Consider the following 24665-nt stretch of genomic DNA (forward strand, 5'->3'; position numbering starts at 1 on the left):
GTAAAAAATGTTTAGAAAGTCATTAAAAACGGCAGTAGCAATACTGTTGATACCTGCGTTTGCTTACGCGAATGAAAATAACAATGTTCACGGTCACGATAAAAAACAAGAGCACCATGAGCATCACGATAACAAGATTGAAAAAATTCAAGTAAACGCTTCTCGTTTAGGGCGTATCGTCACCGAGTCGGCAACACGAACCGAAATTATTAACGGCGAAGAAATACAAGAAAAAGCGCTAATGCGCCCAGGTAATATTTCTATGTTAGTGGCTGAAACCGGTGGTGTTAGAGTGCAAACCACTTCGCCGGCGTTAGGAAGTTCTAATATTCGACTGCAAGGAATGTATGGCCGTTATACACAGCTGTTAAGTGATGGCCTACCTTTATACGGTGGTCAAACCGCTTCAATTGGCCTGTTACAAATTCCACCTACAGACCTTGCCAATGTTGAAATAATTAAAGGGTCTGCTTCTTCTCTTTATGGTGGCTCAGCACTTGGTGGGGTGATCAATCTAATTTCACGCACGCCAGCAGATGTTTATGAAGGCGAAGTGTTAGTCAATGCTACCTCTAAAAACGGTCAAGATATTACTTCGTACTTTGCATCACCGTTAACTAACACCTTAAGTGCATCAGTAACTGCCGGAATACATCATCAAGAAGAACAAGACTTAGATGATGATGGCTGGATCGATTTGGCTGGCTACGAAAGGCATAGTGTCCGCCCTCGTTTCTATTGGCAGGACGACAATGGTGCAAATCTTTACCTTACCTTGGGGGCAATGAAGGAACAAAGGGATGGTGGCACTTTAGGTGAGGCTACTTTACCTGATGGTAATAAGTTTCCTCAAACACAGGATACCCTTAGAACTGATGTTGGCTTTATATACGACCGTCCATTAGGAGAGGTGATGTCTATTAATGTCCGTGGCTCTGCAATGAAACAAAACCACGCGCATGAATTTGGTCCTGTTCAAGAAGACGACAGCCACACAAGTAGCCTTATTGAGTCGAGTGTATCAGGGTATTCTGATAAAGCGGCATGGCTAGTTGGCTTAGCACTTCAGTCTGAAAAGTTCGAATCTGATACCTTTTCTGAATTTAATTATTCTTATCAAGTGCCTGGTCTATTCTCGCAACTAGATTATGAAGTAAGTGATGATATTTCTATGTCGCTTAGTGCACGCGCTGACTGGCATAATGAATATGGCACGCAAGTAAGCCCTCGAATTTCATTATTGTACCGCCCAGAAAACTGGACGGTTAGAGGGGCATATGGACAAGGTTTTTTCGCGCCAAGTCCTTTCATTGAAGATATTGATGAAGCAGGTTTATCTCGTCTTGCGCCGCTAGAAAATCTTGATGAGGAACGTGCATCTACCGCTTCTATAGATATTAGCTATGTGCTGGACAGCGTAGAAACTAGCCTGACATTATTTGCATCAGATATTGAAAACGTTACCGAATTAGAGGTCATTAATCGTGTTGATGAAGCGTTGGGGAAACAAGTTCATATCGTAAATACTGCGGGTGAAAGTAAAATTAGTGGTGCTGAATTATTATTACGCTATCGCTGGCGAGATATTAAATTTACCGGTAGCTATTTATATACAGACGCGACTAAAGAAAGGGATTCTGACTTTGCCCGAGTACCCTTAGCGTTGACCCCTAAACATTCTGCTGGCCTAGTTGTAATGTGGGAAGAGCATGGCAGTCATATGGTAGGGTTTGAAGCTTACTATACGGGTACTCAGCAACTTGAAAACAATCCGTACCGAGAGCGAAGCAGCCCTTATTGGCACTTAGGGCTATTAGGTCAAATTACCATCGGACAAGTAAGCTTTTTTGTTAATGCTGAAAACTTGTTAAATGTGCGACAAACTAAGGAAGACTCTTTAGTGTTGCCTGAACAAGCACCTAGCGGTCGATGGACAACAAACATTTGGTCAAGAAACGATGGTTTTACTGTTAATGCTGGTTTACGTTTTAAATTTGGCGGATAAAACCACACTAGATTAGTATAACGATTTGTTGAATTGACTCTATTGTATTAAGGGTTTTAGGGGGAATTAGTTTTAGTTACCCCCTAATTCCAAAAACTGGTGTCTTCTGTTGTCTTAAAATGATCACGTTAGGGATCTGTGCCTCTATACGCGTCGATGAATATTCATGGCAAAGAGTGACACTGTTCCTACCTTTATTGTGGCTGAGTATAGTCAGCTCAGCTTAATCCTGTCACAATAAATATTCTGCTTATCCGTGTTTAAAAAATATGAAACGAAGTAACTACATTACCCGAACAGGCTGGGATCGCTTAGATAAAGAACTAAAGTATTTATGGAAGGAAGAGCGTCCTCTCATCACTAAATCGGTCTCTGAAGCGGCTGCTCAAGGCGATCGAAGTGAAAATGCAGAATACATTTATGGTAAAAGGCGTTTGCGTGAAATTGACCGACGGGTGAGGTTTTTAGTTAAGCGTACCGAAGACTTAACGATTGTTTATTATGACCCTAAACAAGAAGGTAAAGTCTACTTTGGTGCCTGGGTCTCGTTAATTAATGAAGACGATAAAGAAGTCATCTATCGAGTAGTTGGCCCTGATGAATGGGACGTTAAAAAAGGGGAGATAAGCCTGGATTCACCCATGGCAAGAGCATTAATAGGTAAGCGTGTTGATGACGAAGTGGTAGTACAGACTCCCGAAGGTGAGCGCGTTTTTGATATAATAAAAATTTGGTATAAGTAATCAGCACACAAAAGTACTAAGGCTTGTCTAGCTTGCGCGATCTATTGTTCTAATGCTAGCCTGGCTAAGAGTTTTGCGCTTAATAACAGTTTACATTTTTCTTCACTAGAACGTAAATAGTTCAATAATGACTGTTGTTGTAATATTAAGGTCGCTTAATTTTACGTATTATTCAGCTAACTTTTATTTAAATCTGCTATATTTAGTTGATATTGTTGATTTTGTCGTTTTTATAACTAGAATGCTAAGATAACAAATTCATATAAAAGGATGTAATGATGACAAGACAAAAGCAATCGACAATTGATGAAGAAGTTAATTTTGAACATGGGGTCGAATTAATTTCAACAACAAATAAAAAAGGTGTCATTACCTATGCAAACCCAGACTTTTGTAGAATTGCCGGTTTCTCCCTTGCTGAACTTGTTGGACAAAATCATAGTATTGTTAGGCACCCAGACATGCCTAAGGCTGCCTTTAAAGATTTATGGACTAATTTAGAATCTGCTTTACCTTGGCGAGGTGTTGTTAAGAATCGCTGTAAAGATGGTCGTTATTACTGGGTCGATGCTTTTATTACCCCTGTTTTTGAGTCAGGTCAGCTAGTTGGTTTTCAATCGGTAAGAACCCGCTTAGACGAGAAAACTAAAAATAATGCAATATTGTCTTATCAAGCACTCCAATCAGGTAAGTCGTTAAATAAGTGGTACGAAAATGCCAAGGTTAAAAATGTAGCCTATTTTGGCGCGAGTATAGCGACACTAATCAGTGCCCTTTATTACCCATACATGATGTTTTTATTACCTTTATTACCCTTTGTAACCTATAAAAATGAACTTATAGATACGCCTAAATATTTTAAAAAACTCAGCAAAGAATATGACAGTCTTTCACGGCTAATTTATTGTGGAAGCAAATCGCAAGGCATTGCTGATTTTCATTTGAAAATAGCTGAAGGTAAAATCAAAACAATTCTAGGCCGTATTACTGACAGTAGTAATTTACTCAGTGCTGGTGCTAGTAATCTTGAGCAAGCAGCCCGAATAGCGAAAGAAGGTGTTGAACAAGAAACGGCTGAATTACATCAAGTTGCAACCGCTGTCGAAGAAATGGTTGCGACGATCGATGAGGTCGCGCAGAACACCACATTCACCTCACAAAAAGTTAATCAAGCACATTCAGATTGCAAAATTGCCACAAAGGCCATGCACACCACCATGGCAAAAGTAAATGTATTGGCTGAAGAAGTCGCTAACTCGGCGTCTTCGGCAACAGAGCTCGCCAGTGAAATTGAAAAAGTTGGCAGCATAATGCATGAAATACAGGGTATTGCTGACCAAACAAATTTATTAGCGCTCAATGCGGCAATCGAAGCTGCACGGGCTGGAGAACATGGTAGAGGTTTTTCGGTGGTGGCCGATGAAGTTAGGGCATTATCAAGTAGAACCCATGCGGCAACAGAGCAAATTCAAAGCTCAATATCCGAAATGCAAAATACACTTTTATCATGGGTGCAAACCATGACAAAAGGAAAAGAGTCTGCCGATAGTTGTGTAGAAAAAGCGACAGAAGCTCATGATGTTGTTGATAAAGTGTATTCGCTGATCACTGATATTTCTGATTTAGCCATACAAATTTCTACGGCATCAGAGGAGCAAAGTATGGTTTCTCAAGAAATCAGCCGTAATATCATTAATATCAGCGATGCCTCTCAAAATAATCTTCATCAAACCAATACTGTTGAAAGTGAGACCGTGAACATTAAAAAAAGAGCAAATGCGCTTAGCGCTTTAGGGCAAGCATTTAATGGTTAGGATGATGTTCGATGCCTTGGCTATAAAAAAAAGACAAGATACAGCCATTTTTTATGGTTAAAAATGGCTTCGAATGCCCCCCTTAAAATTCACCCTATTATTGAAGGCTGGTAATCTTTGCTCGCCAATTAGAGTCATCGACACTAGGCATTGATTTAACTAAAGTAGACAGACAAAAATCAGCAAACGCGATCAATATACTAACTGTTATTGGCAATATTAGTCTTATGCCAGACTAGATAGTCACTTTTAGTCATAGGTTTGGCGATTAAATAACCTTGAATAGCATCAATATGCAGAGACTTGAGTAACTCGTGTTGCGCTAGTGCTTCAACTCCCTCAGCAACCACTGTTATGTTAAGACTTTTAGCCAAGGTTATTATCGTCTTAACGATACTAAAGCCAGTCGCGTCATCCAAAACCTTATCGATAAAGCTTTTATCAATTTTCAGTTCCTTTACCGGGAAAGCACTTAAGTGTGTTAAACAAGAGTAGCCGGTACCAAAATCATCTATTGAAAAGGCAAAGCCTTTTGCTTTTATTTCTTCCATTTGTTGAACCGTATTATCAATATCACCAGCCAACATCGATTCAGTAATTTCTAACTTAATTTGTGCTGGCAATATATCAAAGCCAGCAATGGTATTAAGTAACTCAGTTTTTAAAGTAGAGGAGTTAAATTGGCAATGACTTATATTGATTGAAACACTGAACAACTCGTCAATAATATTTTCGGTACGCAATTGCGCAATCAATATACAAATATCACGTAAGACAATGTTCTGTAATTTTTGAATGAGTCCGTATTGTTCGGCAATGGGTATAAATTCATTGGGCGCTACCAGTCCTTTACTGGGATGATTCCATCGAATCAGGGCTTCTGCTCCAATGACTTTGCCTGAGCTACTTACTTGTGGCTGAAAATAAGCACAAAATTCATCACTGGCTATCGCTCTAACAAGGTCAGTTTCAAGTTCTGCCTGCTTTTCTAATAAGGTTTGTAATGCAGGATCATAGAAACTATAACTGTTACCTTTTTTCATTTTTGCGCGATACATAGCAGTATCTGCAAATTTTAATATATTATCTATTAATGAATTACTCTGATTAACTAAGCTAATACCAATACTACAACTGACTTGAAATGCTAATTCCCCTAGCTCAAACTTTTCATCAAATACGCTGTGTAGTTTTTGAGCGATGACTTCAGATTCAATGATGGCTTGTTCATTATTTTCTCCGACATATTCCAATAAAATAATAAACTCATCGCCACCCACTCTCGCTAAAGTATCAGAGGATCTTATAACCGCACTCAGCCTTTTAGATAGCTCGACTAAAATTTCATCACCGGCACTATGTCCTAATGAGTCATTAATTCTTTTAAAGTTATCTAAATCCAAAAATAATAAAGCACCGGTCTTACCCGAGCGCTTTATTCTCTCAACGCACATTGTTAACCTTTCGTTGAGCATTCGCCTGTTAGGAAGATTGGTTAATGGGTCAAAGAAAGCTAACTTTTCTATCGCCTTCTCTGCCTCTTTACGCACCGTTATATCTCTAGCTATCCAGACAATATGTCTTTTATTAGGAGTGCTTGGCTGATAATGGTCAAGGGGAGCGGTTCTTCCCTCAAAAGTAAGATGACCTTTTTGAACGTCAAGCTGATATTCAAATATTTGCACTTCATTGGTGGCTAAGGTTTTGTTAATCACCGCCATAATCGGCTGTGCATCTTTTTGAGGTAAAGCGTTATTTACATTTTTGTTAATGAGCTTGCTGACTGAACCATATAGTAATTCATCAGCTGAGCCATAAATATCGGTATATACACCATCTTCACTCAATATTAAGGCTAAATCAGGCATAACCTTACTAAAAGCTTGAAATTTTTGATTACTTTTTTGTAAATCAGCAATCAGTTGTTTGGCGTTTAGTGACTCAACATTTTTCTCTAAGGCAATGCTTGAAAAATGCACGAAATAGTCAATTAACTCTAAGTCTTTATCTGTCGGAGATTTAGGAGAGCTATGATAAATAGCAAAGGAACCAATAGTTTTTAATTGTGTCGAAATAATGGGGGTTGACCAACACGATTTAAGGTCAAAGCTCAATGCTAGCTCTTTAAAGTCTTGCCATAACGGCGATATTGCGATGTCTTCGACAATGACGCGAGACTTTCGATACGCCGCGGTTCCACAAGACCCTACCTTGGGGCCAATATATACGCCATTAATTGCCTGGCAATACTTATCATCAATATTTGGCGCAGCACAGTGAAAAAGTTGTTCTCCCTTTAGCGATAATATTGAACACCTCGCTGACTTGTCATCAATAAGTTCTTCAATAGATAAACAAATATCATTTAGCACATTATTTAAAGGTCGACCTAAGGCAATTTTAGACAAGATATCTTGTTGGTGAAATAATAATTTTCTTAATCTAGCTATGTCCATATCTCACCAAAATTGGTAATTGCCTTAGCGGTTAATTTATAGCAAAACATTTTCAAGGTCAAAGCCATCTCGTCGTTTAAAGCAAAAGCTTTAGTTAACTATGCGGCTTTTCACTGGGGTTTGGCAAATATCTAAAACGGGTGGTGGTTTTTTGTAAAAAAAGGCATTTTCTCGTCTTTTACGTTTTTCTATCATTTCGCTAAAAGCGGGGTGTTCGGTATTCTTTACCGCTAATAATATTTGTTGTTCTTTTGGCACATCACTCATCATTTTCATGCTTGTCATAGAGGTATAATTTTTTTCAGCAACAGGCGTATCACCTTCAATAACTGATGTTCTAGTAATGGCTTGTACGTGATTCATGCCATAAACCACACGGCCAAAGATAGTCATGATTCGATCTAAATAGCGAGTGGCTTGACCATTAACAATATAAAAATGACTTGAGGCGGAATCGGCATCATTACTTCGAGCCATTGCGATAACACCAGGGCAATGTGTTAGCCAGGCTTTTTTTTCACTTGGGTTATGAGCTAACGAAAATCCGTCTTTAAAACCGGTTTGTTCAGCGAATAAATCATCCTCTTGAATTTTAGTGAACTGCCAGTTTTCATCGGTAGTAAAGTCACCTTCCATGGTTAATGTTGGTACTAACTTGTCTTGACGACTGCCGTCTTCAGGACCACCTTGCGCAACAAAACCGTCGATCACTCGATAAAATTTATTACCATCATAATGACCTGCCTTAGTCAGTTTTATAAACTGTTCAACATGCTTAGGCGAAAATTGTGGTGCCAGTTCTATGACAACTTTTCCGTGTGGTAATGTCAGTAGTACGGTTCTTTCACTATCTAAAGTACGCCATTGATCCGCTATTTTTGATGTCTGTGCAGCGGCGCTAAAAATAGTCAGTAATGTACTCATTACTAAAATAAGTTTGATTTTCATGGTGTTTCCTTAATATTTATCCTTTACCCGTTACTATACAGTAAAAGAGTTGGCGCAAAACCATGCAATTGTTAATATAGCGCGATAGAAACAAACACTAATTTTGAGGTACTCAGTGAATAAAAGTTTTATGACTAATATCATCGCCTTGCTTGCTACTTTAGCGGGTTATTTTTTCGAGCAGTCTTTACTCTTTACCATAGGCTTATTTGCCTTGTCGGGGGCCTTTACCAATTGGATTGCTATACATATGCTTTTTGAAAAAGTGCCCTTTTTATATGGTTCTGGTGTTATTCCTGCACGCTTTGAAGATTTTAAAAAAGCAATTAAAGAGCTGATGATGGAACAGTTTTTCACTGAAGAAAATATTGACCGATTCTTGTCGGGTGGTTCAGGTGGCATGGTGTCTTTAGACTTAACGCCCGTCATCGAAAAAATAGACTTGAATCCTGCTTTTGATGACTTAGTTGATGTTATTGAAAAGTCATCGTTTGGTGGCATGTTAGCGATGGTTGGAGGCAGTGAAGCATTACAGCCATTACGAGAGCCCTTTATTGAAAAGATGAAAGTCACTGTCGCTAAAATCTCACAAAGTGAAGAATTTAACAATATCCTCAAAGACGAATTAGAGCAGCCGAGTGTTATGGCGGATATGCGTGAAAAAGTCAGTGAAATTATTGATCAAAGGCTAAATGAATTGACACCACAACTGGTGAAGGAAATTATCCAAGCGATGATCCGCAAACACTTAGGTTGGTTGGTTGTTTGGGGAGGTGTATTTGGTGGTATTATTGGCTTTATCGCCGCCGTTACTAATAATTTCTAAGATTTTATCAGCTATTCTTTCGCAACGAACTCTGCATATAATTCGTTGCGAAATTTTTCATTACAGGCAACAAGGTTATACTTGTTATTCCTTAGTCCCTTTTGTGCTATTAGTTCCGGCAACTTTTTAGTTTAAACGCTTTAATTTTCACCTTATTGGGGCTATGCTTGCGCTTTAAACACAGGGATTTATTTCTCTTGTTGTGCGAAATCGCCCAATTAAGAACATCCCGTCATTGAATAAGGTAACCGGAGACATGTTTGGTAGCTTAAAGGCTTTGCCTGCCGATCCTATTTTAGGCTTGTTGGCTAAATATCGTGAAGATTCAAACCCACATAAAATTGATTTGGGTGTGGGCGTTTATAAAAATGAAGCAGGTCATACAGCGATCTTAGACTGTGTGAAAACGGCGGAAAAATATCGTAACGATCACGAAGATACCAAAGTTTATATTGGTCCTACCGGCTCACCTGTATTTAATGAAGAGATGAGCAAATTAATTTTTGGCCACCATAAAGTGCTGCTCGAAAATAGAGCGCGCACGGTTTCTACTCCTGGAGGCACTGGGGCATTACGTGTTGCGGCTGAATTTATTAAGTCGTGTAAAGCGGGCGCCACTATTTGGGTGAGTAATCCAACCTGGGCAAATCATACGGGGTTGTTTGAAGCCGCCGGTTTAACCGTTAAAACCTATCCGTATTACGACCACGAAAACAAAACCCTTGATTTCGATGGTATGTTAGCGGCATTAAAAGAAGTTAGCAGCGATGATGCTGTGTTGTTACATGCGTGTTGTCATAACCCAAGTGGTATGGACTTAAACAATGAGCAGTGGCAACAAGTTGTTGAAGTAGCTAAAGACGTTGGCTTTTTACCTCTTATTGATATGGCATACCAAGGTTTTGGTGTTGGTTTAGACGAAGATGCCTATGGTCTACGTTTAATGGCTGAACATGCAAAAGAAATGATTGTTTGTAGTTCATGCTCGAAAAATTTTGGTTTATATCGCGAACGTATTGGTGCCTGTACTATTATTGGCGAAACATCAGCCGCAGTTGATGTTGCCCAGTCAGTATTACTTTATGTGATCCGTGTTATTTACTCTATGCCACCAGCACATGGTGCGGCATTAGTTGAAACGATCTTAAGTTCTGATGAACTTCGTACCCAGTGGCATGCAGAATTAAAAGAAATGCGAGACCGTATTAATGGTAACCGTCAACTATTGGTTGATAAGTTAGTAGAAAATGGTGTGACTCGTGACTTCAGCTTTATTACCCGTCAAATGGGCATGTTCTCATTCTTAGGTATAACCCCTGAGCAAGTGCAGCAGTTACAAGATGAGTATAGTATTTATATGGTGGGTTCAAGCCGTATGAGTATTGCCGGTATCGCGAATAGTAATGTTGATTACTTAGCAAAATCTATCGCAAAAGTTTTATAAACGCTAAAGCACTAAAATTTTTTAAGCTTAATAAAATAATTAAAGCCAAAACATCTAAGTGTTTTGGCTTTATTGTTCTTGGCTATCTAGCACATCTATAAAGTGAGTAAGCGGCTATATTTAGAGGTGAAAATTTCCATCCTCATTAAGTGATATTTTTTCAACCTCGGTAACCGCATTGATGTTTAATGGGCCATATATATGAGGGTATAAACCACCACTAGCAGGTTCCCACTTTATTTCGGGTATGACTAACTCTTTATCAACACTCAAAATAAGTGGCTGTTCTTTATCTTTATAATATTTATTGGCAAGACGGTTTAATTGACTTTTGGGTGTCGCATGAATAAAACCTTCGCTGGTTAACGAATCACGTGTTAGCTTACCTTCACTCAGCGCTTGTTGATATTCAGCATTTGATGAAAGTAAATAGATAGCAGGGTCACTTAGCCCGCCATACATGCGAATAAAAGTATTTGTTAGTACTCGTTGCTCATCTTTTGCGTAAAGGTAGTCAACACGAAATATGCCTTTAATATTATTATTTTCAATAGACTGACTGATAATGCTTATTTCTGCTCGAGCAGTCCAGTCAGTACCTGTTAACCATAAAGGAACATTGTCAGCAAGATGTTGATGACCCTTTCTTTCAAATGGATAGGTTTTTCCACGTACTAACTCTGCGTAATCATCTGAACGTAGAATTGAATTGTTTGCAATTTTAAAGCCCATGGGTTCTCCTGTGTAAAATTGTTGTTAGCGATAAAGCTATTCGTTGTCTATGTTACCGATAAGTGGACACGCTTGAAATGGTAAATAACAAAGAATATATATGTTGTCGTATGGCTATTACCAATCAATATATATTTTGCTGAGTTTTGAATGGTAACGGCTAGATGTAAAATTATGCTACATTAATGGCGTAAATTTTTAGGGAAATAAAAAATGACTGAACAAAGCAATTTTAAACATATGCAACTGGCCACCTTACACGAGAGTTTAACTGATAAAACTCATGTCATTGTTGATATTCGTGACGCGGCTTCTTTCCAAGCAAACCATATTCCTGGCGCTATTCATTTAAGTAATGAAAACTTTGCTGACTTCATTCGTGAAGCCGACTTAGATGCACCCGTAGTTGTTTGTTGTTACCACGGTATTTCTAGCCAACAAGCCGCACAATTTCTTATTAGCCAGGACTTCACTGACGTTTATTCACTGGACGGTGGTTTTACTGATTGGCAATTACGTTTTCCACAAGACATAGAACACTAGATAGTTGAGCATAATGTCGGCATCTAATGCAACAGATGAGCTAAGCCCGTTAATACAAGTCAAGCAACATAATATTGCCTTGTTGTTTGCGAATTATTTAACCAGTTTAAATATCGATGCGAAAGTACAAAAGAATGACAGTGATTATATTATTTACTGTGCAACGAGTAAAATCGACCAAGCCAAAGAAATTTTTGCTGAATTTATTGCCGACCCTTACCAAGAAAAATATCAGCAAGCCGCATGGCAAAGTGGCCAAGTTGCACAAGTTCAAGACAACTCACCTTCATTAATAACAAGCTTTAAAGAGCAATTTTTTGCTCATGCAGGCGGGGTAACTTTAACTATTTTTGCCTTGTGCTGGTTAGTGTTTATCGCGAGTTTATTGGGCTTTGCTCGTCCTACTTTTGAGTTGTTACATTTCTATCCTAAGCTAACACTTGAGGCTTTTTTTGCTTCGCCATTACGTTTATTAGGGCCTGCACTTTTTCATTTTTCATGGTTACATATTGTTTTTAATACCATGTGGTGGTGGCAATTAGGTGGCAGTGTCGAACGGACTTTAGGAAAAGGGGCGTTAATTAATTTGTTTTTGATCACCGCACTTGTCTCTAATCTGGGGCAATTTATGGTTTCAGGTCCTAATTTTGGTGGTCTGTCGGGTGTTGTTTATGGTTTAGTGGGTTATGTTTGGTGGTATGGCTGGCTAGCTCCTGAAAAAGGTTTAATGATCTCTAAACCGATTATTGGCTTTTTACTGTTTTGGCTTTTACTAGGCTACGCTGATGTTTTGCCAGTTAATATGGCAAATACTGCGCACTTATTAGGATTAATCAGCGGCTGTTTGTTAGCCGCAGTTAAAGTGTTATTGATGAAAGGCACTAGATCTTAATCAAAAGTTCAAGGTTCTGGGTTAATGTTTTGCTAGTTAATATGGCAAATACTGCGCACATATTCGGATGAGGATTAGTCAGCGGCTGTTTGTTAGCCGCAGTTAAAGTGTTATTGATGAAAGGCACTAGATCTTAATCAAAAGACCAAGGCTCTGGGCTGATTTCTTGCTGGTTAATATGGCAAATACTGCGCACATATTCGGATGAGGATTAGTCAGCGGCTGTTTGTTAGCAGCAGTTAAAGTGTTATTGATGAAAGGCATTAGATCTTAATCAAAAGATCAAGGTTCTGGATTAATGTTTTGCTGGTTAATATGGCAAATACTGCGCACATATTCGGATGAGGATTAATCAGCGGCTGTTTGTTAGCCGCAGTTAAAGTGTTATTGATGAAAGGCACTAGATCTTAATCAAAAGTTCAAGGTTCTGGGTTAATGTTTTGCTGGTTAATATGGCAAATACTGCGCACATATTCGGATGAGGATTAGTCAGCGGCTGTTTGTTAGCCGCAGTTAAAGTGTTATTGATGAAAGGCACTAGGTCTTAATCAAGGCTCTGGGCTGATTTCTTGCTGGTTAATATGGCAAATACTGCGCACATATTCGGATGAGGATTAGTCAGCGGCTGTTTGTTAGCCGCAGTTAAAGTGTTATTGATGAAAGGCACTAGATCTTAATCAAGGCTCTGGGCTGATTTCTTGCTGGTTAATATGGCAAATACTGCGCACATATTCGGATGAGGATTAGTCAGCGGCTGTTTGTTAGCAGCAGTTAAAGTGTTATTGATGAAAAGGCATTAGGGCTTTATTAAAACCGTAGGTCGAATTTTACTGACCTACGGAGAGTCTTTACTGTTAGTTGTCTAGCCACTGAGTAAATAACAATTTTTTAATTAACGGTTGACCTGTTTCTTGTGTCAAAAGATTCTTCACTTTTTCTTCACATAAACGCTGAATTTCGTGACGACCATTAATCGATTTTACTTTTGCTTCAGGTTGTTGGCCAATAATAGCAATAATGGCATCGCGTAACAGTGGTGCATGATGTTCAACCGTTTCATAGTTTGCCGAATCTTCAATCATCAATTCAACGGTGAGACGTACATAGCCTAGCTTCTTCTTTACCGCAACATAGTTAGTGATAATCGCGGGTTCGAAGCCAAAATAAGCATAATCTGCAGCTTTCACTGTAGATAAAGGTAAAGAGAATGACAATAATGTCGCTAATATTAATAAAGTTTTTTTCATTTTGTCGCTCTATTTAACTGGAGAATCGAAAAGTCTATCGACTATATTACAATGAATCTTTAGCTTTTATTAGCAAATTTGTTAGCTTTATTTATTTTTATAACGCCAGCGTTAAAAATCCCTTAATGATAACTCGCTTGATAGACTAACTTATCCGGCGCAACTTATTGATACTGGCTTATGTAACGTTGCAGTTCCCCTCTTGAATTTGGGCAGGTAACGGGCGCTAAATTACCAGCGGCATAAACCAAACAATACTGATATGATATATCGGTTATTGTTTAATAAAATAGTTATTAATTAGTTGTTATGAGCCAGTCACATCCATTATTCCCCATTGCTATCAATACCACATGGCAGTCTCCTTTAGGAGTATCGCTTAATGAAACGCTATTAAGTTGGTTACTCGACCCTAGCTCGTTGACTGCTCGATTAAGCCAATGTTGCCAACATTTTCGTGTAGAAGTCTTAGGGCAAAAAATTCAACCTTGCACAGCAGAAGAAGCAACCGCAGACATTGATGTAGGCGAGCCGGTCTTAGTACGTGAAGTGATATTATATTGCGATGACGTGCCACAAGTCTTTGCCCGTAGCTTATTGCCCTTAAAAAGCTTAACCGGCGAAGACCAGCAGTTAGCGCATTTAGGTAACCAATCGTTAGGACAAGTGCTGTTTAGTAAAAAAGAGTTAACCCGAAAATGTATTGAAATCTCGGCTTTTTCTCCAACCAGTTCTGTCTCAGTACTAGCGCGACATCTTAAATTACCGCTTCACACTGAACTATGGGGCCGTCGTTCAACGTTTATGCTACATGATAAACCTTTGTTAGTTGCTGAAATTTTTTTACCGAATGCCTTCGCTTATCAAAAAAATCTATCACCAGAAATAAAAAATGTTCAGGAAAACATATGACAAATTCTTTTGTAGGTAAGTGGCAGGGTATTGTAAAAATTACTCGTGTCGATAAAATTTTGTTAGTTACTGAGATTTTTTACCGAATGCCTTCGCTTATCAAAAAAATCTATCACCAGAAATAAAAAATATTCAGGAAAACATATGACAAATTCTTTTGTAGGTAAGTGGCAGGGTATTGTAAAAATTACTCGCGCCGACAAGCCGATCGGTACCTACTTGCTATTATGGCCAACCTATTGGGCGTTATGGATAGCGGGCGATGGCTTCCCGACACTGCATTGGCTAGCTGTATTTACCTTGGGTGTTTTTGTCATGCGCAGCGCAGGTTGTGTTATTAATGACTGGGCAGATCGCAACGTAGACGGACAAGTAAAACGTACCCAGCACAGGCCATTAGTTACCGGTATATTAACGCCAAACGACGCGTTATCGTTATTTGGTTTACTGATTGGCATCGCACTCGGCTTAGTTTTAACCTTAAGTTGGTACACCATTCAACTGTCAGTGGTTGCTGTGTTACTGGCAGCAAGTTACCCTTTTATGAAACGTTATACCCAATTACCTCAAGTGGTACTAGGTGCAGCGTTTAGCTGGGGGATGATTATGGCGTTTGCCGAAGGCATGGGTGAACTCCCCACGGTTGCTTGGCTACTTTTTAGCGCTAATGTATTATGGACGGTAGCCTATGATACTATGTATGCCATGGTTGACCGTGATGACGATTTAAATATTGGCGTTAAATCAACCGCCATTCTATTTGGCCGTCATGACAAACGTATCATTCTATTTCTTCAACTGGCTACGTTAGCATTGCTGATGAGCGTAGGTGAAATGCTCGCCTTTGGTTGGCCTTATCAACTGAGTCTTATTGTCGCAGCAGGATTTTTTTGTTACCAACAAATTTTAATTGTTAATAGAGAGCGTGATAAATGCTTTCAAGCTTTTTTGAATAATCATTTTGTAGGTTTAGTCATTTTTATTGGTATATCGATAGAGTACCTCTAGTCACCACAGCCGAAAATAGTCATGACCTCGGACGTTATTCTTGTAATGCGCCATCCTGGCATTTGTTCAGGATGACGATGTAGCCTGCTTTATTATTGCTAGGGTTAACGAACAATACTCTCTAAAACCTCAATATCTATCAATTGAGTGACCGACGACTTTAACAAGCCTAAAGTACTGCTATCAACGAGTTGGTCGTTTTCATCTTTATTAATATAGCCTTGTTCAATCATAGCTTTAATTAAAATACCTTGCGCTTTTTTATCGATAAACTCAGGAGCATTAATATCATTTAATACCGATAAACGCTTAGCAATAGCAACGACTTTGTCTTCTAGATCATTTTTACTAATCGGTGATAAGCGACTTATTAACGAACAAATAATAGTAAAGCGCTGTAAAGTTTCATTAATACATTCACCAATTAAGCGAATATTACTGGTCAGATCAACGTTATTTACCACACTTAAAGCGCCGCTTTTACTTTTTCTAATAAGACCTTCGGCCAGTAAAAAATTGATCACTTGCTCTGTTTGTTCAACTACATCGTTTTCGCTTTGCCATAAAAACAAATCAATTTTTACTAAACTGATGATCCGTTGCACTTGCTCTAATAAAGTGTCGATATTTATTTTGCTCTGGCGTTCTAATACCCGGCAAATGAGCGCAGGCAATATATAGCTATGTAAAATATTATTACGGTAATAACGCATCTCTAAAGTGGCTGTTTCAGACAATGAAATAATGTCGCCATAACTGTCTTGATTAACCGTAACTTTATTAAGACAGATAACCTCTTCAAGCAATTGCTGGCCATCTTCACAAGGGATGGTCAATTGCTGACTATAAGGTGCGTTGCGCTGCAAGTTTAAAAATAAATCAAGCTGACTAATCAATTCTGTTTTAGCGAGTGCTTTATTATCGCAAGCATGCAGAATAAGGGCCACTAAAGCAGTACCGTTAATGGCGGCACTTTGGTTGATATGCGTCATTACTTGATCAGCAAGAATATTAACGCTCGGTGTTAACCAGGTTGGTTTTTGTGGGTCGATATGGTCGATATCGTCTTTCCAGTTAGGAACCTGTTTATTTAAGAATTGGTTAATATTGATAGGTTCACCAAAGTTAACGTAACCTTTACCGTAATTTCGTAAATTTTTAATGGCTTTAATAACGCCAAAGATAGATTCTTTTTTCTTCTTACTACCACTTAATTCTTTATGGTAGGTGCCAACTTCCATGACATGTTCGTAACCTAAATAAACCGGTACTAAGGTTAGTGGGCGATCAATGCCACGAAGCAAGCTTTGTATCGTCATGGCAAGCATACCCGTTTTAGGGGGTAGTAAACGGCCAGTTCTACTGCGTCCACCTTCAGAGTAATATTTTACTGAGTAGCCGCGTTCAAATAACAAGCCTAAATACTCACGAAATATGGTGGAATATAAGCGATTACCTTTAAAGCTACGACGAATGAAAAATGCACCGGCTTTACGAAAGATAGGTCCTGCTGGCCAAAAATTTAAATTAATACCTGCGGCTATTCTAGGAGTCACTAAACCTTCTTGGAAAATCACGTAGGTCAGGAGTAAATAGTCCATGTGGCTGCGGTGACAAGGCACATAAATAATTTCATGGCCTTCTTGAGCAAGATCTCGCAGTACTTTGGCATTATTAATGTTGATACCGCTGTACAAGCGATTCCACAGCCAAGTTAAAATACGTGCACCTAAACGAACCATAGAATCGCGGTAATCACCGGCAATTTCATCCATGATGACGAGTGCTTGTTTTTTTACTTGCTCTTCACTGATCGCTTTGCTTTTAGCTTCGTCACTGATCAAGCGCTTTATCGACGGATTAGCAAGCAGAGTCGCAAACATTTGTTGGCGATGCATCAGCCTTGGGCCTGTCACAGCAATAGTTTGGCGGTAAAAATGGAAACGAGCAATACGCATTAATTTTTGTGCGCTTGCTTGTGTTGTGCCATGTTTGTCTGCCATAAAACGAAAAGAAATCGCCTCACTAAAGCGAACGATGGAGTTACGTCCTAAAAATAAAACAATGAAAAACTTACGTAACCACGAAGGTGATTCCTGATCCGCTAGAACGGTACCTATACTGGCATTATTATGTTCTTTGGTTGGTGTTCGGCCCCAAATAACATGAGCAGGTATCAGCTGTGCATCTAATTTTTCGTCGACGCTGTGCTGTTTTAATAATTCAAAGCCTTCGGTGATCGCTTTGGTATGGCCTGCTTTTCGCCAACGAAAGAGCGGTGTAGGTTTTTCTAAGCACAATAAACGTGAAAATTTTTGCCCGTTAATCGTCACTAGGCTAAGTGGGTCTGGCAGTTTTAATGCTTTACAGGCTTTTCGCAAGGCAAGTAAATCACTGGCAGACTGATGACGAATAACATAAAACTGTGGCTGTTCGAGTTTTACTTCTTCTGACTCTAAATAGTTGTCAGGAACAATTTTACTGCGCACAAGAAGTTTTATTGGGAAACGTAATAAGAAATAGAATAATGAACGTATGGCTGACATCGAGTTTTCTCTGAATTATTATACTTTTAGACGTGTTTTTAATAGTAGCTTTATTGTAGCATGTTGCCTATGGTTTTTGGTAATGGTGGTCATCACCAACATCCTTCCTTTAACATCGAGTAATAAATGACAGCCCAACTGAACAGAATAGCTATATTTGTAGATGTACAAAATATTTATTATACCACCCGTGATAGCTTTCAAAGGCAGTTTAACTACCGCAAGTTTTGGCAACAAATTAGTGAGCAAGGCGATATTGTTATCGCCAATGCCTATGCAATTCAACGTAGTGACGATGCCCAACATAAATTTCAAAAAGCGTTAAAACATATTGGATTTGAGGTAAAGCTTAAGCCGTTTATTCAACGCCGAGATGGCTCTGCCAAAGGTGACTGGGACGTCGGTATTACCATTGATGTCATGGAAAGTGCTGCCGATGTAGATACCGTTATATTATTATCTGGCGACGGTGATTTTGATTTGCTACTTCGTAAAGTTAAAGAACGTTATGGTGTAACCACGCATGTTTATGGTGTGTCAGCTTTAACCGCTAACTCATTAATTAACGCGGCGGATGATTATTTTCCAATTGATGATGGGTTGTTAATGTAACTTGTCTGGTCGAAATAACTTTAACTATATGGCCTAGTGATTATTAATGGCTATTTCCTCTAAAAAATTAACCTCTCCAAGGAACGGTAATATCACTTACCTGTCTCTCTATTAGTCTCAGCTATTTCATTTAACGGTCGTATTAAAAAATGATGCTATAAATTTTAGTTCTTAAATGGCTTCCCTATAACTATATAATAAAAATATTTAGCCTAGGGTGTAATAAAGCTTTACTTCATGCCACTAACTAAGCAAAACACATCAACACAGAGCAGGGTTTACATGGGAAGTGACTTTTATCAATTATCTATACTGCCTTTTGCGGGGATCATTATTAAAATTTGCCGAGCTTACACCAACAGCCAGCAAGATTTTGAAGATTACTATCAAGAGGTCTGTTTACAGATTTGGCGCAGCAAAGACAATTTTAATCAAGAGAGCGAATGGTCAACATGGATTTACCGTATTTCACTTAATGTCTGCTTAACTTATTTGAAACGACGAAAAGATGGCGATAAAGCGATCGTTTCAGACGCTTTACCAGAGGAAGCAATAGATGACAGCAAAGCCTTTGTAAGTGATGAGATTAATGAGCTATACAACGCTATCAAGCATTTGTCTGAAACTGACAGAGCGATAATTTTACTCTATCTCGAAGAAAAAACATATGAAGAGATAGCCGATATTATTGGCAGTAATACTAATAATATTGGTGTTCGCATTAAGCGTATAAAAGACCGTCTTAACAAAATTATTAATCAAAAGGATTAACACGTGACTAAATCAATAGAAATGATGTGGAAAGAAGGCTTTGTTAACGAGGCAAACTTAACGGCGCCAAAGATAAATGATTTATATAATCGTAAATCGCAAAACATTGTTGATAAGCTGCTAAATATGTTCGAACTCAATATTAAAGCTGTCATAGTTGGTAGCTTGATAATGCTGGTTATGATGAGCCTTATTGGCGCGCCATTTTTAGGTTTATATATTTGCTGTTTACTAGCGCCATTGCTCATCATCGCTAAAAAAGAACTAAAAAATTCGGTTAACTTGTCTAAAGGACAAAGTAGTTATGACTACCTAATGGCTTTTAATGATTGGCTAAAAAATTCAATTGAAAGGTATTCTGGGTATTACAAAGTATTTTATCCGCTGTTCTTTCTGGGTATGGCTGTGCAAGCGATTGTTAGTAAAGCGGGAGGCAAGGTGATTTCATTATTAGTTGATGTGTTGCCAACGGATATTTTTATCTTAGGTCAACCCTATTATTTACTTGTTGCTGTCGCTATAGTCACGCTGATTTTTGCACGCTCCGCGGAGACTATTTATCACTGGGATCTAAATTTAGTTTATGGCCGCCAATTTAAAAAACTGGATGAACTCATTGCCGATATGGAAGAACTGAGAAAATAACATTATAAAACCCTGTTTAATAATGGCTAACGCTGTAAATTACCTTTGAGCGTTAGCGAACAAAAATTATCTGCTTTTCTTAAAGATGTGCGATAGTAGTTACATTATAAAAATAAAATGATTAGACAATGAAAATTTTGATATTACTGATGCTTTTTTTACTAACATCAGCCTGTAGTCAACAAGACGTCTATAACTCTGCCGCGGTTAGCAAAAGTAATTACAGTAAATCAGTGATAGCAGCCACGGCACTATCAGATGATGGCAAGTTAACAGTTGTTGTTAATAACCAGGGGGTCTGTCTTTGGCAAAATAATCAGCAATCTACAATGCCACAATGTCTGCCAGCTGACCACGCACAGCATATTGAAATCGCTTATATTAGTAAAAATAATCAGTTTTTATATCTTTCTAATCGTGTCTCGGTAAAGCAATATACTACTGATAATCTTCAAATAGTCGGTGAGTGGCAAGTCGCTGATAATATAATTAATGATATTTCGGCATCTAAAAGTGGTCAGTTACTTTTACTGGGATTTCGTAGCGGTAAAGCCAGTATTATTGATACCAAAGCCAATAAAGTGACAACCTTTCAAAAGCATCGTTTAGATATAAACGCCGTGAGTCTGTCTGAAAATGGTCAAATTGCCTTTACTGGTTCAAGTGATAAAAAAGCGCAACTATGGAACACCTCAACAGGTAAAACCTTGTTTGAATTTAGCCATGCTAGCCGAGTTAATCATGTTGATATCAGTAGCGACGGTTTGGTTGGTTTTAGTATTGATGCTATTAAAGATCGCAAATTTTGGAACTTACAAACTGGCCAGCTCATTGCTGAATTAGGTACTTACTTAAAATTTATGGAGGTTAATGATTCTGTTTTTTCTACTGACAAGCAGCTATTCTTAACCGGCTCACCAAGACAAGTACTACAGTTGTGGCGAGTTGCTGATGGCGCATTACTCGCTCAGTGGCAGTCAGTAATGGAAAATGGCCGAGCATCGGTATTAAGTGTCGCAATGAATGTAGGGCGGAGTGAAACGATCGAAAATGCTAAAAGTATTAAGTCTATTCATGCCAGTAATAGTGATGGAATTGTAGAGCTGTGGCATTTTCCTGTCGATTAAATATTAATTTTATAACCTTTTAGGTTAGAGGTACAACTTTGTCTAAGCCCATTCCAACGACTTTTTTTGATATGTTACCACTGCCTATTATTGTTGTTGAGCTTAAGGAAAAGGCGTTAAATCATGCTCTGGTTTATTTAAATCAGCGCTTTACTAATATTATTGGTTGGGATTTAACTGATATACCAGATAAAAACCACTGGTGGCAAAAAGCCTATCCTGATCGCCAATATCAGAAGGTAGTTGAAAGCTTATGGGAACTGAGTATGGAATCAATAGATGCTGAAAAAGATAGCTTTGTTATGGTGACCGTAAATATTCAGACCAAGAGCCATGGTGTTAAGCGATTTAAAGTTTATACCGAATTGAAAAGCGCGCTAATGGACGATTATTATGTGGTCGCATTTGAAGAAATTAATTAATCAAATGCATAAGAGAATTATTGCCTCTATTGATTGCCTAAATTAGCAACCGTCAGCAATAATATCGTAGGCAGGGCCTACTGTTGCTGATTGCGCTTGGGTATATCTAAAATAGCAATTATCATCACTGACTTTATTATTATTGGTATCATAGCCAATAAAGACAAGGTTTGCGCCTTGTTCTTCAAAGACCTTGCCACCAGAAAGCTTAAACTCCTCAGAGACATCAATCTGCTTGTAAATTTCATGATTATCAATATAAGAGTGTAATAATCTTAAATCAACGCCATTAAGGTCAATAACGCCATTACGGTCTATATCTATATCAATTAAATCAGCGCGGCCAGTGACAGGAAAGGTAGAATAGCTTGGCATTTTTGACTTTAAAAAGATTAAATTATTAGCGGCCTTTACGCTGACGCTAAACTGCGTTAGCACCGCTACTTTTGCATCTTTTGATAAGCTGATAAATTTGGGTAATGCGGCGGCGGATAATATGCCTAAGATGACAATGACAATGACAATGACCAATTCAATTAAAGTGAAACCTTTACTACTATTCATCGAGTGTACACGCAAAATTATATATTGTTACTTAACATTACTTGCATAAACGTTAAGTGATATTAGATGCCTGGCACTTTAACAACATAGCAACATAAAATAAACTATTTTAACCATTCATTATAAGTGTAGTCATCGAAAATTGTTGATACCGTTATAGAAAAACTCAGTAGACTTGTTGCTGCACGTTAAAAAGAACTGGCAAAGTAATAATTTGATGACTTTGCCAGCAAGGTCATCAAGCGAGGAGGATATAAACTAATGGTATATTTTACCTAGGTAGAATGTCTTTTTGGGAATTTTGAAAAAATGTACATCACCGCTGTTTTCATGATGAACCCCTAAAGAACCGTCGTATTCATTGATAATTTTTTGGCAAAGTAATTGATTTAAAATCGGTGTTTGAATTAGACCTTCAGGGGGCTTTTCTATGCCAACCGATGTTAGTAATGATGCTTTACTTACAGATGAGGCGTCTTGCACTTCAAAAACAATATCCTCATTTTTTGTATAAAGTCGTATGGTAAGCTCGCCACCGTTTTGTGAGCGCATCACCGCATCATGAGTTAATTGATTGATAACTTGCCCAATTTTTTCTGGAACACATAAGTTTTTAATATCGTCATCAAACGACTTTTTGACGATAATGTTACGTAACTTATCTCTGCTTGATTCTAGGTATAGTTGTGTTGCTATCATAGATTGTAACGAAGATGACTTTAAAGCAGAGCTTTGCATATAGTTAGAAATGGCAAAATAGTTTAAGAAGCTGTCAAAGGTATGTGTTAACTTTTCTTTCGATAACTGGCTAAGTGTTTTAAAATTTTCGTATTGTGCTTTGCTGACTTTTCCCTCTAATAAACAATCATTCACCGTTGTTAACACGTAAATAGGATCAGAAATTTCCTTGGTCATATTATTAATGATTTTTTTATAGTCGTTGAGGGTACATTGATCTCTATTCATTTTATGTGCATTAAAGATCAGTCTTCTGAGCGTCAAGGTAAAGAGTTCATTATCGATTGGCTTGATAAAAACATCATCAGCACCGTTGGCTAGAAATTTAATCGCACCATTTCTATTGCCGGTTAAACCAATAAAAATAAAAGATCGATCCAAAAAAGTTTCCTTTATTTCTTGCATTAATTCGCAGCCATTTTTAGAAGGCATCTCATAATCAAGTATCAGAATATTAATTGTGGGTGTCAGTCTTAAGCGCTCGATCACTTGCTCGCTATTGAGCTCAGTGTCGTTGTTAATAAACTCACTACTCAAAATATTAGCAACAATGCGGCTATCAACTCTGGAGTCATCGACGACCAGTGCGTGCTGAAAGCGATAAATATCGTGTTGTCTGATAAAACCGTAAATAAGCGAACTTAATTCGCTATCATTCTCATTGACCACCATATCAATGTAATGTTCTTTGGCTGTTCTTTCCATTTCAAAATTAAGAGAACGGGTTATCAGTAAAGTGGGTATATTCTGTTTTAATTTAAGTCTGGCAATACTCTCTTCATCAATTGTTTCAATATAAAGAATAAGATAATCAGTGTTTGTTATAGCTATTTTTAAGGGTTGGGTGAGGTCATCAGTAATAAACGATTGGACATGTCCTAAATTCTCCCCTTGTAAGACAGGCAGTAAACTTGTCGTGACCTGGTCTGGTAGGTTTACTAAGAAAATATTTGAATTCATCATAACTACTCCCTGTCTGAAATAAAGCGCCTTGGTAAATAAACGAACGATAAGCGTTCATTAACTATACTCTTTATTTTTATTTTGAACAGTAGCTAGTGTCATCTTTATGAAACCAACAAACATTACACAAAAATGGAGTTAATGATAAGTAATCACTAGGTTATTTATAAAAACTCTCTTTAGTTAAAAATAATTTAATCCCTTTTACTTTTTCCAAGCGTTTTACCTGTATAAGTGGCAACTTTAGCGCTTATATCTGTTACCAGAGCCTATACCAAGAAATGTCGTGACGATGAATGTTGCATCACTGCCTATTGATGTTGTCACTGTTTCAGTGACTGCCGATATCAAACCACCAAGGTTATCTTTGGTGCCACTCTATCAAGAGCAACCAAAATACTCTATTGACGTAATTAGAGCCCAACAATCAGGCACCGTAAAGCTGGCTTATAGTCTTTCGCCACAAGGAGAAGTCTTAAATATTAATACCGTCGAGTTGAATGTTAATCGGGAGCTTAATATCTCTGCTAGAAAGGCGCTATCAAAATGGCGTTATCGTCGAGGAATATATAGCGAAGAACGCTATAAAATTATTTTTGATTTCACGTTAGAGTAAATAATTTATTCAAATTAATTTGAACTTATCAGGCAATAGGAGCTCTTATTATATGAGAGTTTATTTCCCCTTAGTGTTTATGTTTTTATAA

The 24665-nt window shown here is 38.1% G+C and carries 22 protein-coding genes; 15 read left to right on the forward strand and 7 right to left on the reverse strand.

Annotation, left to right across the window (positions count from 1 at the left end; genetic code table 11):
• The first annotated feature begins 7 nt into the window (after positions 1–7).
• The 3 genes from ESZ26_RS15255 (at position 8) to ESZ26_RS15265 (ending at position 4562) form a co-directional block, all read left to right on the forward strand.
• On the forward strand, positions 8–2005 hold the full coding sequence (locus tag ESZ26_RS15255) for a TonB-dependent receptor plug domain-containing protein (RefSeq protein ID WP_146800324.1): 1998 nt from the start codon (positions 8–10) through the stop codon (positions 2003–2005).
• A gap of 269 nt (positions 2006–2274) precedes the next feature.
• Entirely contained in the window at positions 2275–2748 is a 474-nt protein-coding gene (gene greB, locus ESZ26_RS15260) for a transcription elongation factor GreB (protein ID WP_146800325.1), read from the forward strand.
• A gap of 278 nt (positions 2749–3026) precedes the next feature.
• Positions 3027–4562 carry a methyl-accepting chemotaxis protein gene (locus ESZ26_RS15265; protein ID WP_146800326.1) on the forward strand — a complete coding sequence of 512 codons (1536 nt, stop codon included), beginning with the start codon at positions 3027–3029 and terminating at the stop codon, positions 4560–4562.
• A gap of 200 nt (positions 4563–4762) precedes the next feature.
• Here the strand turns inward: ESZ26_RS15265 and ESZ26_RS15270 are convergent, their stop codons facing one another.
• Both ESZ26_RS15270 and ESZ26_RS15275 read right to left on the reverse strand, forming a co-directional pair.
• On the reverse strand, positions 4763–7018 hold the full coding sequence (locus ESZ26_RS15270) for a sensor domain-containing phosphodiesterase (protein WP_146800327.1): 2256 nt from the start codon (positions 7016–7018) through the stop codon (positions 4763–4765).
• A 90-nt stretch (positions 7019–7108) separates the two neighbouring features.
• Positions 7109–7966: a peptidylprolyl isomerase gene (locus ESZ26_RS15275; RefSeq protein ID WP_146800328.1), complete on the reverse strand. Its 858-nt coding sequence runs from the start codon at positions 7964–7966 to the stop codon at positions 7109–7111.
• 115 nt (positions 7967–8081) lie between these two features.
• Between ESZ26_RS15275 and ESZ26_RS15280 the strand changes: the two genes are divergently transcribed.
• The gene (locus ESZ26_RS15280) at positions 8082–8792 is read left to right on the forward strand and encodes a DUF445 domain-containing protein (protein ID WP_146800329.1); all 711 of its coding nucleotides are present in this window, start codon (positions 8082–8084) and stop codon (positions 8790–8792) included.
• Positions 8793–9048: 256 nt separating this feature from the next.
• Positions 9049–10236 (forward strand): amino acid aminotransferase, encoded by a 1188-nt coding sequence (locus ESZ26_RS15285; RefSeq protein WP_146800364.1) that lies wholly within the window; start codon positions 9049–9051, stop codon positions 10234–10236.
• Positions 10237–10356: 120 nt separating this feature from the next.
• Here the strand turns inward: ESZ26_RS15285 and ESZ26_RS15290 are convergent, their stop codons facing one another.
• Positions 10357–10968, reverse strand: coding sequence for a DUF952 domain-containing protein (locus ESZ26_RS15290; protein WP_146800330.1), 612 nt, complete (start codon positions 10966–10968; stop codon positions 10357–10359).
• Positions 10969–11181: 213 nt separating this feature from the next.
• Here ESZ26_RS15290 and glpE point away from each other — a divergent pair, with 213 nt between their 5' ends.
• A complete protein-coding gene (glpE, locus tag ESZ26_RS15295) occupies positions 11182–11511 on the forward strand; it encodes a thiosulfate sulfurtransferase GlpE (RefSeq protein ID WP_146800331.1) in 330 nt (109 codons plus the stop codon).
• Positions 11512–11524: 13 nt separating this feature from the next.
• The gene (gene glpG / locus ESZ26_RS15300; RefSeq protein ID WP_146800332.1) at positions 11525–12403 is read left to right on the forward strand and encodes a rhomboid family intramembrane serine protease GlpG; all 879 of its coding nucleotides are present in this window, start codon (positions 11525–11527) and stop codon (positions 12401–12403) included.
• 854 nt (positions 12404–13257) lie between these two features.
• Here the strand turns inward: glpG and ESZ26_RS15305 are convergent.
• On the reverse strand, positions 13258–13650 hold the full coding sequence (locus ESZ26_RS15305) for a flagellar basal body-associated protein FliL (RefSeq protein WP_146800333.1): 393 nt from the start codon (positions 13648–13650) through the stop codon (positions 13258–13260).
• Between the two features lie 309 nt (positions 13651–13959).
• Here ESZ26_RS15305 and ESZ26_RS15310 point away from each other — a divergent pair, with 309 nt between their 5' ends.
• Together ESZ26_RS15310 and ubiA are read left to right on the forward strand one after the other, a co-directional pair.
• Positions 13960–14562 (forward strand): chorismate--pyruvate lyase family protein, encoded by a 603-nt coding sequence (locus ESZ26_RS15310; protein ID WP_146800334.1) that lies wholly within the window; start codon positions 13960–13962, stop codon positions 14560–14562.
• Between the two features lie 144 nt (positions 14563–14706).
• Entirely contained in the window at positions 14707–15570 is an 864-nt protein-coding gene (ubiA, locus tag ESZ26_RS15315) for a 4-hydroxybenzoate octaprenyltransferase (protein WP_146800335.1), read from the forward strand.
• 104 nt (positions 15571–15674) lie between these two features.
• Here ubiA and plsB read toward each other — a convergent pair whose 3' ends face one another.
• A complete protein-coding gene (gene plsB, locus ESZ26_RS15320; protein WP_146800336.1) occupies positions 15675–18116 on the reverse strand; it encodes a glycerol-3-phosphate 1-O-acyltransferase PlsB in 2442 nt (813 codons plus the stop codon).
• A gap of 138 nt (positions 18117–18254) precedes the next feature.
• On the opposite strand from plsB, the gene ESZ26_RS15325 reads away from it, so the two are divergent.
• From ESZ26_RS15325 to ESZ26_RS15345, 5 genes are all read left to right on the forward strand, one after another.
• Entirely contained in the window at positions 18255–18728 is a 474-nt protein-coding gene (locus ESZ26_RS15325; protein ID WP_170246398.1) for an NYN domain-containing protein, read from the forward strand.
• Positions 18729–18965: 237 nt separating this feature from the next.
• Positions 18966–19499, forward strand: coding sequence for an RNA polymerase sigma factor (locus tag ESZ26_RS15330; RefSeq protein WP_223271673.1), 534 nt, complete (start codon positions 18966–18968; stop codon positions 19497–19499).
• Between the two features lie 3 nt (positions 19500–19502).
• Positions 19503–20144, forward strand: coding sequence for a hypothetical protein (locus tag ESZ26_RS15335; protein ID WP_146800338.1), 642 nt, complete (start codon positions 19503–19505; stop codon positions 20142–20144).
• 128 nt (positions 20145–20272) lie between these two features.
• On the forward strand, positions 20273–21271 hold the full coding sequence (locus ESZ26_RS15340) for a WD40 repeat domain-containing protein (RefSeq protein ID WP_146800339.1): 999 nt from the start codon (positions 20273–20275) through the stop codon (positions 21269–21271).
• Between the two features lie 38 nt (positions 21272–21309).
• Entirely contained in the window at positions 21310–21693 is a 384-nt protein-coding gene (locus ESZ26_RS15345; protein ID WP_146800340.1) for a hypothetical protein, read from the forward strand.
• A gap of 42 nt (positions 21694–21735) precedes the next feature.
• Here the strand turns inward: ESZ26_RS15345 and ESZ26_RS15350 are convergent, their stop codons facing one another.
• On the reverse strand, positions 21736–22257 hold the full coding sequence (locus ESZ26_RS15350) for a prepilin-type N-terminal cleavage/methylation domain-containing protein (protein ID WP_146800341.1): 522 nt from the start codon (positions 22255–22257) through the stop codon (positions 21736–21738).
• Between the two features lie 258 nt (positions 22258–22515).
• Positions 22516–23958 (reverse strand): ATP-binding response regulator, encoded by a 1443-nt coding sequence (locus ESZ26_RS15355; protein ID WP_146800342.1) that lies wholly within the window; start codon positions 23956–23958, stop codon positions 22516–22518.
• 292 nt (positions 23959–24250) lie between these two features.
• Here ESZ26_RS15355 and ESZ26_RS15360 point away from each other — a divergent pair, with 292 nt between their 5' ends.
• Entirely contained in the window at positions 24251–24574 is a 324-nt protein-coding gene (locus tag ESZ26_RS15360) for a TonB family protein (protein WP_223271676.1), read from the forward strand.
• Positions 24575–24665 lie beyond the last annotated feature (91 nt).

Source organism: Colwellia hornerae (genome assembly GCF_007954355.1).
Classification (GTDB): Bacteria; Pseudomonadota; Gammaproteobacteria; order Enterobacterales; family Alteromonadaceae; genus Colwellia_A; species Colwellia_A hornerae.

Excerpts from the sequence above, each read along its gene's own strand:
- ESZ26_RS15255 (WP_146800324.1), top strand. The coding sequence starts at position 8 with ATGTTTAGAAAGTCATTAAAAACGGCAGTAGCAATACTGTTGATACCT.
- greB (WP_146800325.1), top strand. The coding sequence starts at position 2,275 with ATGAAACGAAGTAACTACATTACCCGAACAGGCTGGGATCGCTTAGAT.
- ESZ26_RS15265 (WP_146800326.1), top strand. The coding sequence starts at position 3,027 with ATGACAAGACAAAAGCAATCGACAATTGATGAAGAAGTTAATTTTGAA.
- ESZ26_RS15270 (WP_146800327.1), bottom strand. The coding sequence starts at position 7,018 with ATGGACATAGCTAGATTAAGAAAATTATTATTTCACCAACAAGATATC.
- ESZ26_RS15275 (WP_146800328.1), bottom strand. The coding sequence starts at position 7,966 with ATGAAAATCAAACTTATTTTAGTAATGAGTACATTACTGACTATTTTT.
- ESZ26_RS15285 (WP_146800364.1), top strand. The coding sequence starts at position 9,049 with ATGTTTGGTAGCTTAAAGGCTTTGCCTGCCGATCCTATTTTAGGCTTG.
- ESZ26_RS15290 (WP_146800330.1), bottom strand. The coding sequence starts at position 10,968 with ATGGGCTTTAAAATTGCAAACAATTCAATTCTACGTTCAGATGATTAC.
- glpE (WP_146800331.1), top strand. The coding sequence starts at position 11,182 with ATGACTGAACAAAGCAATTTTAAACATATGCAACTGGCCACCTTACAC.
- glpG (WP_146800332.1), top strand. The coding sequence starts at position 11,525 with ATGTCGGCATCTAATGCAACAGATGAGCTAAGCCCGTTAATACAAGTC.
- ESZ26_RS15305 (WP_146800333.1), bottom strand. The coding sequence starts at position 13,650 with ATGAAAAAAACTTTATTAATATTAGCGACATTATTGTCATTCTCTTTA.
- ESZ26_RS15310 (WP_146800334.1), top strand. The coding sequence starts at position 13,960 with ATGAGCCAGTCACATCCATTATTCCCCATTGCTATCAATACCACATGG.
- ubiA (WP_146800335.1), top strand. The coding sequence starts at position 14,707 with ATGACAAATTCTTTTGTAGGTAAGTGGCAGGGTATTGTAAAAATTACT.
- plsB (WP_146800336.1), bottom strand. The coding sequence starts at position 18,116 with ATGTCAGCCATACGTTCATTATTCTATTTCTTATTACGTTTCCCAATA.
- ESZ26_RS15330 (WP_223271673.1), top strand. The coding sequence starts at position 18,966 with ATGCCACTAACTAAGCAAAACACATCAACACAGAGCAGGGTTTACATG.
- ESZ26_RS15340 (WP_146800339.1), top strand. The coding sequence starts at position 20,273 with ATGAAAATTTTGATATTACTGATGCTTTTTTTACTAACATCAGCCTGT.
- ESZ26_RS15350 (WP_146800341.1), bottom strand. The coding sequence starts at position 22,257 with ATGAATAGTAGTAAAGGTTTCACTTTAATTGAATTGGTCATTGTCATT.
- ESZ26_RS15355 (WP_146800342.1), bottom strand. The coding sequence starts at position 23,958 with ATGATGAATTCAAATATTTTCTTAGTAAACCTACCAGACCAGGTCACG.
- ESZ26_RS15360 (WP_223271676.1), top strand. The coding sequence starts at position 24,251 with ATGAATGTTGCATCACTGCCTATTGATGTTGTCACTGTTTCAGTGACT.